We start from the raw sequence: 11,639 nt of genomic DNA on the forward strand, positions 1-11,639 counted from the left end.
CCCTTCCCAATATTAGGAGATCCCTCACAAAAGGCACTTCGGGATGACAAGCAATAAAGGAGGGTTATACCCTCCTTTAAAACATTCGATAAAGTCTTTTTGCCAAAAAAGTTAAATAACTCTATACCACAGGGATTGAGTTAAAACAACGCAAGCCCAATTCGTACTTTGAAGCAGACGCTTGCTTTAAGTCAAACTTTGTTTGCAGGATTGAGGCGCACTCTATAAGGTCTTCACTACAACCCTTTTTAAGTTCAATTTCTATTTCGTAGTACTCAGATTTTCTCCTGCCTTTTACAAAGTAAAGGTAATCAAGGTCTAATTCAAGTTCAGAATTATTCTTCTTAAGTATAATTGGATGCCTTTCATTTACAATCTCAAGAACCTCTATTAGTTCGTCATTACCCACAACTTTGTAAATGTCAGGAAAGTTCTTTTTGAGGAAACTTTTTGACAAGAAATCCTCATGGTCGAGTTCTAACTCTTTTTCTTCTCTAATGTAAATCCCGCCTTTGAAAGTTCCGTTGCTCTTCAAAGTAAGCATCTTTTTTGAGCCTTCTTCTCGCAATCTAAACGCAAGGTTGTTAAAGAGGAGTTTGAGATCATTTGTATCATAGTAGTGGCTTATAAGTTTCTTTGGGGGAAGCCTTAAAACAGTCCAACTTACAAAATCTAAGTCTGCCTCGATCTTCTCAAGAACTTTACGCGAGGCTGTTAATTTTACTTCGTACTCAATCATTTTTAACCCCCTTTCTTTCGGTTAATTTCTTTAAGATACAGGGTTCGTTTATATGCTGAATAAACTGCCTTCTCTAAAACAGTTCTGAATCCACCTTTTTCGAGTTCGTAAAGCGCTTCCGCTGTAGTCCCTCCAGGAGATGTAACCATATCCCTCAGCTCTGCTGTGTGTTTTCCTGACTGCATCGCAAAAAGCACAGAGCCAAGAGTTGTCTTATAAACAAGTTCCATTGAATCCTTTCTTGAGAAGCCAAGGTGCACCCCCGCATTCACAAGAGATTCAAGAAAAAGGAACACATACGCAGGGCCTGTCCCTGATAAGGCTGTTGCCATATCAACATAAGTCTCATTCTCAACATACATTTCGCTACCCATTGATCTGAGGATTTGCTTTACGAGTTCTTTTTCGCTTTCATCGACTTCCTTTGTTGTAGTCCACACAGTCATACCCTGCCTAATTTGTGCAGGTGTATTTGGCATACATCGAACGACTTTTTTGTGAAGAAGATTTTTTTGTAAGGTTTCTACATCAATTCCTGCCATTATTGAGATAACAAGCTGATTGTCTCTTATGTAATCCTTTATCTCGTTTGCAACATTCTCGAAAATCTGAGGCTTCACAGAGAGGACAATAACATCTCCAAATTTTACCGCCTCGATGTTTGATGTGGTTGTGTTTATTTTAAGCGCTTCTTTTACTTCCTGCGCTTTTTTCTCCCTGTGGAAACTGCCCATTATGTCTTCTCTTGAAAATATCGAACCCTCGATTATGGAGTTTATCATTGCGGTTGCCATTGTGCCAGTCCCTATAAAACTTATCTTCATTTTCTTATCTCTCCTTTAAAGTTATCGAAAAAGTCTTTAAGGCTCAACTTCAAAAGCCCCAATTCAAGCACCCTGAAGAGTGCAGCAAAATCAAGGAGGAAAAATTCTTCAAGATCCACATCAGGCGAGTTTTCTATAGCAAGTTCCTTGAGTTCAAAAAGCCTTCCCTTGATTGTTTTGAGGGTTCGGACATTTCTAAAATACTTCTCTTTTATTTGAAGTATGGGCTCAAGTGCATTAAGCCTTTCTCCTTCCGGAATCTGAACAAAACTTTTATACTCATTTAGGAAAAATTCCTTTGGTGACTGCTCAATGCTTTGCACTGGATATCGTGATGCGGCAGTCCTGAAGTTCGTATTTAAGTCTTCAAGAGTGCTTTCAAATACATCTTCGCTAAAAGGATAAATGTCTATTGTAAAAAGGGTAAGGCGCTCAATTTTCTTTTTTGAGTATGTGATATTCTTGAAAGTCCAGCCAAGGCGGTATAACAAATTTCCAAGTTTTTTCACATCATCTTCTTCAAGCAAGGATACCTTTAGAGAAACAAAATCATCAACCTGGACAACAATCATTTCTTCGCCAATGTTATGGATTACAAATTGATTAAGACCGTTTTCCTTGATTTTGTCATACTTAACTTTCAGATTGCGTAAGGTGCTTTCAATTGCCTTTTCTATATTTCTTTTAGCCAACTTGCATGCCTCCTTCATATATTATATGCATTATTGCTTAATTTTCAAAAAACAAGATGAAATAAAGGGTTTATGGCACTAAAATATACAAAAAGTTTGAATTACTTCATCAATTTCATTGACTATTAGCAATAAGAATAGTAAAATATAAACTGAGGTGATATATGAATGAAATTATTGAATGTATTCCAAATGTAAGCGAAGGAAGAAATCAAGATGTCATAAACAAAATCATCGAAAATCTAAAACAAACCGGCGTAAAAATCCTTGATGTGTCCTCAGACCCCGACCACAACAGGACTGTAATCACCTTTGTAGGGGACAAATCATCAGTCCTTGAGGGGGCATTTGCCGTTGCAAAAAGTGCAGTTGAACTAATCGATTTAAGAAAACACAAGGGCACCCATCCGAGAATGGGGGCAGTAGATGTTATTCCTTTTGTTCCAATCAAGGGTATCACAATGGATGAAACAGTTGAACTCAGTAAAACCCTTGCAAAAAGAATTGGTGAGGAACTCAAGGTCCCCGTTTATCTCTATGCAGAGTCTGCAACAAAAGAGGAAAGAAGGTCTCTTCCAAACATAAGGAAGGGAGAGTTCGAGGGATTCTTCGAGAAAATTAAAGACCCAAACTGGGCTCCTGATTTTGGACCAAATGAAGTCCACGAGACGGCAGGAGTTACTGCAGTTGGTGCAAGAGAATTTCTCATTGCCTACAACATCTACCTTAACACAAAGGATGTAAGTATTGCAGAGAAAATTGCAAAGTCAATCCGTGAAAGTTCAGGAGGCTTGCGCTTCATACAGGCAAAAGGAATGTACATCGAAGAAAAAGGGATGGCACAGGTTTCAATGAACGTTCTAAACTACAAGAAGGCACCTCTATACAGGGTATTTGAGATAGTAAAAATGGAAGCAGAGCGTTATGGTGTTTCTGTTGTTGAAAGCGAACTTGTAGGGCTTATGCCTCTTAAGGCTGCTTTAGATAGCCTCGCCTTCTACTTAAGATTTCCAAAACTTACATCGGAAAGTATAATAGAAATAAAAATTTACGAATAAGGAGGGCACATTGGAAAGCCAATTAGCAGACCTCATTGTTTTTAATGCAAAGGAATTGCTTACACTTGTTGAATCAACAAATGAAGAACTAACAGAAAAAGAGCGGAAACTTGGCATCATTAAAGACGGCGCAGTTGCCGTAAAAAACGGAAGGATCATAGCCGTTGGTAAATCAGATGAGGTAATAAGGAGCGTTAAAATTGGAAAACACACCTATCAGATTGACGCATCTAATAAGGTTGTAATGCCTGGTTTTGTCGACCCGCACACCCATCTTGTATTTGCAGGCACAAGAGAAAAAGAATTTCTTTTGAGGCATCAGGGTGTTCCTGAAGCAAAAATCCTTAAAGAGGAAAATACGGGAATCATCTCAACCGTAAGAAACACAAGAAAGGCAACCTTTGAGGAACTCTTAGAGGAAACAAAAAAGCACCTCCAGTATCTCGTTGACTGGGGAACGACAACTGTCGAAATAAAAAGTGGGTATGGGCTGAACCTCGAAGAAGAGATAAAGATGCTAAAAGTTGCAAAATACCTCAAGGAAAACACCCCCATAAACATAAGATCAACGCTCCTTGCAGCACACATAATCCCACCCGAATACCATATGAGAGATGAAAAATATGTAGAACTTGTTATTGAAGACATAATTCCGATTATTGCAAAAAATGGGCTTGCCGACTTTAACGATGTCTGGTGCGAAAAAGGACAGTTCACAAGGGAACAGGCAAAGAAAATCCTATCTCAGGGCAAGAAAATGGGGCTAAAGCCAAAGATACATGCAGATGAATTTTCAGACTGTGGTGGTGCAGAGGTCGCAGCTCTTGTTGGTGCAATCTCAGCAGACCACCTTGTCCACTCAAACGGAGAGGCACTAAAAAAGATGAAAGATGCAGGCGTTGTTGCAGTCCTTCTTCCGAATGCAATGTTTTTCCTCGGGAAAGATACATACGCACCATACGAAGTTATGAAAGACCTTGGGCTTACAGTTGCACTTGGAACAGACTTCAACCCAGGCACTTCCTTCTGCCCATCGATGCCTTTCATCATAACACTTGCTATTATGAAATTGAAAATGACCGTTGAAGATGCAATAATTGCTTCAACAAAAAATGCAGCAAAAGCAATAGACATAGACAAGGAAGTTGGAACACTTGAAGTTGGAAAACGTGCAAACATAAACATCCTTGATATTGATAATTATGAGCAAATCCCATATAGGATTGCACAGAATTATGTAGAGACAGTTATATCAAACGGCGAAATCCTTAAAGGAGGATAAATGGAAAACCTTAAAAGAACACCGCTCTATGAAGAGCATGTAAAACTTGGCGCACAGATGACGCCCTTTGCAGGGTATGAAATGCCTTTGAAGTACACAAGCATTAAGGAAGAGCACCTTGCAGTTAGAAACGCTCTCGGGATTTTTGATGTGTCGCATATGGGAGAAATTGAACTAAGGGGAAAAGATGCCCTCAAATTCGCAAACTACCTCGTTACAAACAATGTCCTTGATATGAAATTTGGAAGGGTAAAATACACCCCAATGTGCTATGAGCATGGCGGAGAGGTTGACGACCTCTTTGTCTACAACATTAACGAGGATTTTGTGCTTCTTGTAGTGAATGCCTCAAACTATGAAAAAGACCTCAAGTTCGTGCTTGACCACAAAGATGGTTTTGATGTTGAAGTGCTTGGAAAAACTGAAGATTACGGTGAAGTTGCAATCCAGGGACCAAAAGCAGAGGAATTTTTGAAAAACTATTTTGAAGGTTCAGCACCTCTTGAAAAACTCGGCTACTTCAAGGCAACATACGGAAAACTTTTTGGAGTTAATGTCCTTATCTCGAGGACTGGCTACACGGGAGAAGATGGCTTTGAGGTTTACGCAAGCCCAGAAGAAATTGGAATCATCTGGAATGAATCCTTAAAGAAAGGTGAAGCATTCGGCATAAAGCCTGCTGGGCTTGGCGCAAGGGATACATTAAGGTTTGAGGTTTGTTATTGGCTCTACGGGAACGATATTGATGAAACAACAAACCCCTTTGAAGCAGGACAGGACTTTGCAGTAAAAATGGATAAGGAAAACTTTGTTGGAAAGGTTGCACTTGAAAAAGTTTTGAAGGATGGTATTAAAAGAAAACTTACAGGTTTCAAGGTGCTCTCGGGTGGGATTCCACGCCACGGTATGAAGATATATAACGAAGAAGGCATTGAAGTGGGACACATAACATCAGGAAATATGTCATTTATCCGAAACGAAATCCTTGCACTTGGATATGTAAAGATTGAATACACAAGCATTGGAACACATTTGAAGGTAGTTGATTCCGCCCGCACATTTGAGTTAGAAGTAATTCCAACACCATTTATTGAGCCAAGAGCAGGAAAGAAAAAAGTTTGAAAATTAAAAATGTTTTGTTATAATGTATTGTTAAAAAAGTTTAACAAAAACTTCAAGGAGGTTTGAAAATGAAAATATCAAAGATGATTCAAAGAGCAGGAACAGAAACTGCCTTTGAAATGCTTGCAAAAGCAAAAGAACTTGAACGTCAAGGGAAAAGTGTTGTCCACTTTGAAATTGGAGAGCCAGATTTTAACACCCCTGAAAATGTAAAAGAAGCAGGAATAAAAGCAATTAAGGAAAATTATACACACTACTCCCCAACCCAGGGCATTCTTGAATTAAGAGAAGCAGTTGCAGAATACATCTCAAAGACAAGAGACATTAAAGTTACACCTGACGAAGTTATTATAACTCCAGGCGGTAAGGATGTAATTTTCAGCACAATGCTTTCACTTCTCGACGAGGGGGACGAAGCAATATATCCAAACCCAGGATATCCAATCTATGAATCAGCAATAAAACTTGTTGGCGCAAAGCCAGTGCCAATGCCACTCAGGGAAGAAAACGATTTTGCATTCGACAGACATGAATTTGAAAAACTTGTAACGCCAAAAACAAGGTTGATTGTTATTAATTCCCCTGCAAACCCAACTGGCGGCATCCTTTCCTACGAAGACCTTGAGTTCATCGCAGACATCGCAAAGAAAAACGACATAATGATTCTTTCAGATGAAATCTATTCAAGGATCATCTACGAAGGAAAATTTGTAAGCATTGCTTCACTTCCCGGCATGAAGGAAAGGACAATAATACTTGATGGGTTCTCAAAGACTTACGCAATGACAGGTTGGAGACTTGGTTATGCAGTTGCAAACAAAGAGGTAATTGAGGCACTTAAGAGAGTTGCAGTAAACTCTTTCTCCTGTGTTGCAACATTCGTGCAGATGGCAGGTGTTGAAGCACTCCGTGGACCACAGGATGAGGTAGAAAAGATGAGGAAAGAATATGAGGAAAGAAGAAACCTCATTATTAAGGGCTTGAACGAAATTCCAGGCTTCTCAGTTAAGATGCCAAAGGGTGCATTCTATGCATTCCCCAATGTCAAGAAACTTGGAAAACCATCCAAGGAACTTGCAGATTACCTGCTCTACGAAGCAGGCGTGTGCACTCTCTCAGGCACTGCCTTTGGCGAATATGGTGAAGGTTATCTAAGGTTCTCTTACGCAACCTCCAAGGAGAACATTATTGAGGGGCTTAAGAGAGTAAAACAGGCAATTGAAAAGATCGCATAGGATTTTTCATTAGGGGGGCTTAAGCCCCCTTTTTTCTTATATGGCACTAATAAAATTTTTGGGAACTGCTGGTGCACGCTTTGTTGTTGCAAAGCAGTTACGCTACTCTGCAGGCACAGTTATAAAAAGCAAAAACGCAACCCTTATCCTTGACCCGGGTCCCGGGACACTTTTAAGGCTTTCCTCTGCACGCCCAAAAGTCCCAATTGAGACAGTTGACGGTATAATCTTAACGCACCTTCACCTCGACCACTCAACCGATGCAAACATAATCCTTGATTCGATTACAGAAGGTGGTCTAAAGACTTTCGGCGTTATCTTTACAACAGATGAAGCCCTCAATTCAGAAAATAGGGTTATTCTTCCATTTCTTCGACCGCACCTTCAGGGAATATATACTTTTGAACACAAAAAATCTTTTGAGTTTAAGGACATAAAGTTCACATCTTTTAAGCATAATCACACTGCAGAAACCTATGGTATAAGGTTAGAAATAGAAGGAAAAGTTGTTTCCTTTGTTGTTGATACGCTCTTCTTTAACGAACTTTTAGATTATTACAAAGATTCCGACTATCTTATTCTGAATGTAGTGAGAGTTTCTGAAAAAGAAGGTGTTATGCATCTAACGGTTACGGATGTAGAGAAGTTTATAAAATATGCAAATCCAAAAAAAGTAATAATGACTCACTTTGGGATGACAATGCTAAGGGCAAATCCCGAAAAAGTTGCGGAGTCCCTTTCGGAAAAATATGGTATAGAAGTTATTGCTGCATACGATGGATTGACAGTCGAATTTTAGGAGGTAAAAAATGAAATTAGGGTTGGTTTTGTCAGGTGGCGGTGCAAGAGGGCTTGCACATATTGGTGTTCTAAGGGCACTTGAAGAAAGTGGCATTCATCCTGATATAATTACCGGGGCTTCAATGGGTGGAATTGTTGGGGCACTTTACGCACTCAACATTAACGCAACGGAACTCCAGTCGATGCTAACGGATTTGAACTTTGATGAACTGCTTGAAGCAAGAAACTTCTTTTACTCTCAAAAGGCAAACAAGATTCTTAATTCTGTGATACAACAAACAGCACTTATACCCTTGTTCACAAAATTAGGCTTTGATTCTGGAAGAAAAATAAGAAAAGTTTTTAAGGAGTTAACACATGATAAGGAATTTAAGGACCTCAAAATCCCATTTGCATGCGTTGCAGTGGATTTGATTACCGAGCGCCTCATTACCCTTAACTCAGGAAAACTTTACGAGGCAATGTATGCAACAGGTGCTATACCTCCTTATCTTGAGCCCCTTGAGAAAGATGGTATGCTTCTTGCAGATGGAGGAATCCTTTCTAACGCACCGGTTGATGCTGCAAAAGAGATGGGTGCAGATAAGGTAATCGTAGTTGATGTGAACCCGCTTCAAACATTTAGAAGGAAGGAAAACTATAAAAACGCATTTGATATTATTTTACGTGTCCTCGATACAACTCTTGATGCACTCTACATTGACGACCTTGCTAAGGCTGACTACCTAATCCAGATTCCGCTAAATTTTGATATTTTTGAGTTTGATAAAAAGGATGAGATTGTAAAAATTGGGTATATGGTTGGAAAAGAAAGTATTCTTGCTAAGAATTTGAAGTCATTGAAGTCGAAATAAGTTTTAGTGTTAAAAGAACTCCTGAAAGAGAAACAACAAACCCAAGAAGAAATACGCCATTTAATTTTGAAAATTTATATGCAAGGCTAAAAATTGCAGGACCAAGCGTCTGTCCCAAATTTACCATAGAGCCGTTTACAGTCATTGTGAAGCCCCTTATTTTTTCATCTGTGAACTTGTTTATGAGGTGTGGCGTAAGAGGAATATTTATGCCCTGAGCAACACCAAAAGCAATTGAACCAAACGTAAGAAACAAATAATTTGTGGAGAATAAAAACAAAACCATGGAGATACTATAGAAGGCAAACGCAGAGACATAAACAACCTCGTCTTTGAAAAACTCTGTAATTTTTTCTATCTCAAAAGAAACAAAAGCTGCAACAAGCGAAGAAATCCCCATAAAAATACCTGTAAGCGTCCCCGACATCAAGAACCTATACTTTGTTAAAAATGAAAAGTAATTGAGATACGCTCCATAAAGCCCAATAAATGTAATGATTGTCCCTAAAAACACAAGCAAAAGTTTTCCTTTCAAGGCATTTGTAAGGGGGACACTCACTTTGTTTTCATAATCCACCCTTTTACTTTCCTTAAGAAGCACAAAAAGAAGTGCAAAAGCAACAAACGAAAACATCGAAAGAAGGAATGGGCTTTTTGGATTTATATCTGAAAGAATCCCTCCAAGGATTGGAAATACAGTTAAAGCAATAGAAGTTACAACGCCGTTTATGCCAAGTGCAAATTTGAGGGCACGGTCTTTAAAAGTATCTCCAAGGATTGCAACATTAAGCGAAAGCAAAGTAGATGCACCAATGCCCTGTATAAAACGGATTATAAGGAGCGTTTCGAAGTCTTTTGCAAAGTAACCCAATGACCCCAGCCCAAAGACAAAGAGGGCAAAGGCTAAAACGATTTTTCTTCCAAATTTATCCGAGAGATACCCAAGTATTGGTGAAAAAATTATACCGGGAAGCGTAAAGAAAAGGAGTATAAGCCCGATTGATTCGTCAGGCACTTTGAAGCACTCTGCAAGTCTTGGTAACGCCGATGACAGACTCGAAATGCCTAAAACGGCAGTGGTTGTAACAAGAATTGCTGCATAAAAATTGCTTTCCTTAAAAATCGAAACTTCGCTTGCTTTATTCTCAGAAAACGAGTTTGTAGAATTGTTTTTTCCCAACTCTTAAGATATCCCCGTTTGAAACTTTTACTTTAAAGCTTGTTACACGCTCTTCATTTATTTTCAACCCACCTTGCTCAATAAGACGCTTAACTTCTGATTTTGAAGGAAGGATGTTTAAGGACACAAGAAGGTTTACAATATCGACCACTCCGTCAGTTACAAAGTTTTCGATGTGAAGTTCCTCTACCTCTTCTGGAAGTTCACGCTTGCTAAAGACCTTGATAAAATTGTCGTATGCTTTTTGCGCCTCATCTTTGCCGTGGAATATCTCAACAATCCCTTTTGCAAGTTCAAGTTTAAGGTCTCTTGGGTTAACCTTCCCCTCTTTTATGCTTTCTTCAATTTCCTTCGCTTTTTCATCGTCAACATCAAGAATAAGGTAATAATACTCTGCAATGAGTTCATCCGGGATTGACATTATTTTTCCAAACATTGTCTTAGGGTCTTCTGTGATGCCAACATAGTTTCCAAGGCTTTTACTCATCTTTTGCACACCATCAAGCCCACGTAAAATTGGCATAATTATTGCAATTTGCGGTTGCTTACCCTTTGCCTCAAGTAGGTGCCTTCCCATAATGAGATTGAATTTCTGGTCAGTCCCGCCCAATTCTACATCAGCATCTATTGCATATGAATCATATGCTTGCATTATAGGATAGAAAAGTTCGTGGAAGAATATCGGTATATCCTGAGAAAATCGCTTTTGGAAGTCGTCCCTCTCAAGAATGCGAGCAAGGGTAAAGTTTGCACAAAGCCTAAACCAATCTTCAAAAGTTATCTTTGAAAGCCATTCTGAATTAAAACGCACTTCTGTCTTATCTTTATCAAGAACTTTAAAGACCTGCTCGAAATAGGTCTTTGCGTTCTCTTGAATTTGCTCCTTTGAAAGAGGCGGACGTGTCTTTGAACGGCCTGAAGGGTCGCCTACAAGCCCTGTAAAGTCGCCTATAATGAAAACAACCTGATGCCCCAACTCCTGAAAATCTCTAAGTTTTCGCAAAACTACATAATGCCCGAGGTGCAAATCTGGCGCAGTAGGGTCTGCCCCTAACTTAACACGCAATTTTTTGCCACTTTTAAGGCGCTCTTTTAACTCGTCTTCGTTTATTATTTCAACAGTCTTTCTTTTTATTTTTTCAAATGCGTCCATTCTTCACCCCCGCATAAGCCAGTTTTTATATTTTATGCAATTATTTGATTTTTGAAAGCGCTAACATAAAACGCCCCCTAAAATACAGGGGGCAAATAAATACTTGGTGCGCCTGAGGAGAATTGAACTCCTATCAATGGCTCCGGAGGCCATCGCTCTATCCGTTGAGCTACAGGCGCTTAAAAGCCTTTGCTTATGTTTTTACTTACGGGCTTTTCTAAGGCAATCTTTACAAATACCGTAGACGTTTAAAGAAATCTCTTCAATTTTAAAGCCTGTTTTTTCGACGGCTGTCTCAATATTGGAAAGGTCAAGACTCAAGTCTTCTATTTTTCCGCACTCTTTACAAATGAGGTGAACGTGCGGCTCAGTATGGCCGTCGTACCTTTTTGCATCCTCGGTTGTAGAAACCTCTTTTACAAGTCCCCTTTCAAGAAAATCGTTAAGCACATTGTAAACAGTTGCATAACTAATTTTCTTCATTTGAGGTTTAACACTATTAAAGATTTCCTCAACCGTTGGATGTGAGTAGGTGCTTTTTAAATACTTGTAGATTTCAATCCTCGGCTTTGTTGCCTTAAGCCCATTCTTCCTTAGAATTATTTCCACATTTTCTTTCATCATAATATATATTATTGCATAAATTATAATTTTTGCAAGTAGCAGAATGGGGGAGGGCAGAGCCTCCTCCAACTCCAC

General features: G+C 39.1%; 12 protein-coding genes and 1 tRNA gene. 6 read left to right on the forward strand and 7 right to left on the reverse strand.

Going from position 1 to position 11,639, the window contains the following annotated elements:
- Positions 1-121 precede the first annotated feature (121 nt).
- The 3 genes from JHC30_08085 to JHC30_08095 are packed head-to-tail and all read right to left on the reverse strand — an operon-like array spanning position 122 to position 2,255.
- A complete protein-coding gene (locus JHC30_08085) occupies positions 122-739 on the reverse strand; it encodes a CYTH domain-containing protein (protein MCI4464100.1) in 618 nt (205 codons plus the stop codon).
- A 2-nt stretch (positions 740-741) separates the two neighbouring features.
- Entirely contained in the window at positions 742-1,563 is an 822-nt protein-coding gene (locus tag JHC30_08090) for a pyrroline-5-carboxylate reductase (protein ID MCI4464101.1), read from the reverse strand.
- Positions 1,560-2,255: a hypothetical protein gene (locus JHC30_08095; protein ID MCI4464102.1), complete on the reverse strand. Its 696-nt coding sequence runs from the start codon at positions 2,253-2,255 to the stop codon at positions 1,560-1,562. The genes JHC30_08090 and JHC30_08095 overlap by 4 nt, the downstream gene beginning before the upstream one ends.
- A gap of 164 nt (positions 2,256-2,419) precedes the next feature.
- Between JHC30_08095 and ftcD the strand changes: the two genes are divergently transcribed.
- The 6 genes from ftcD to JHC30_08125 all read left to right on the forward strand — a co-directional run bounded on the left by ftcD (position 2,420) and on the right by JHC30_08125 (position 8,607).
- Positions 2,420-3,313 (forward strand): glutamate formimidoyltransferase, encoded by an 894-nt coding sequence (gene ftcD, locus JHC30_08100; protein ID MCI4464103.1) that lies wholly within the window; start codon positions 2,420-2,422, stop codon positions 3,311-3,313.
- Between the two features lie 10 nt (positions 3,314-3,323).
- A complete protein-coding gene (locus JHC30_08105) occupies positions 3,324-4,595 on the forward strand; it encodes an imidazolonepropionase (protein ID MCI4464104.1) in 1,272 nt (423 codons plus the stop codon).
- Positions 4,596-5,717, forward strand: a complete 1,122-nt coding sequence (gene gcvT / locus JHC30_08110; protein ID MCI4464105.1) for a glycine cleavage system aminomethyltransferase GcvT — start codon at positions 4,596-4,598, stop codon at positions 5,715-5,717. It begins immediately after the preceding gene.
- A 68-nt stretch (positions 5,718-5,785) separates the two neighbouring features.
- The gene (locus tag JHC30_08115; GenBank protein ID MCI4464106.1) at positions 5,786-6,952 is read left to right on the forward strand and encodes a pyridoxal phosphate-dependent aminotransferase; all 1,167 of its coding nucleotides are present in this window, start codon (positions 5,786-5,788) and stop codon (positions 6,950-6,952) included.
- 40 nt (positions 6,953-6,992) lie between these two features.
- Positions 6,993-7,751, forward strand: coding sequence for an MBL fold metallo-hydrolase (locus tag JHC30_08120; GenBank protein MCI4464107.1), 759 nt, complete (start codon positions 6,993-6,995; stop codon positions 7,749-7,751).
- Positions 7,752-7,761: 10 nt separating this feature from the next.
- Positions 7,762-8,607, forward strand: a complete 846-nt coding sequence (locus JHC30_08125; GenBank protein ID MCI4464108.1) for a patatin-like phospholipase family protein — start codon at positions 7,762-7,764, stop codon at positions 8,605-8,607.
- Here the strand turns inward: JHC30_08125 and JHC30_08130 are convergent.
- The 4 genes from JHC30_08130 to JHC30_08145 all read right to left on the reverse strand — a co-directional run bounded on the left by JHC30_08130 (position 8,576) and on the right by JHC30_08145 (position 11,564).
- A complete protein-coding gene (locus tag JHC30_08130) occupies positions 8,576-9,787 on the reverse strand; it encodes an MFS transporter (protein ID MCI4464109.1) in 1,212 nt (403 codons plus the stop codon). The two genes, JHC30_08125 and JHC30_08130, sit on opposite strands and share 32 nt — an antisense overlap.
- Positions 9,753-10,940, reverse strand: coding sequence for a tyrosine--tRNA ligase (locus JHC30_08135; protein MCI4464110.1), 1,188 nt, complete (start codon positions 10,938-10,940; stop codon positions 9,753-9,755). Before JHC30_08135 ends, JHC30_08130 begins: the two co-directional genes overlap by 35 nt.
- Before the next feature lie 104 nt (positions 10,941-11,044).
- Positions 11,045-11,119, reverse strand: a tRNA-Arg gene (locus JHC30_08140).
- Between the two features lie 22 nt (positions 11,120-11,141).
- A complete protein-coding gene (locus JHC30_08145; GenBank protein MCI4464111.1) occupies positions 11,142-11,564 on the reverse strand; it encodes a transcriptional repressor in 423 nt (140 codons plus the stop codon).
- Positions 11,565-11,639: the final 75 nt, after the last annotated feature.

Source organism: Caldisericum sp. (assembly GCA_022759145.1).
Classification (GTDB): domain Bacteria; phylum Caldisericota; class Caldisericia; order Caldisericales; family Caldisericaceae; genus Caldisericum.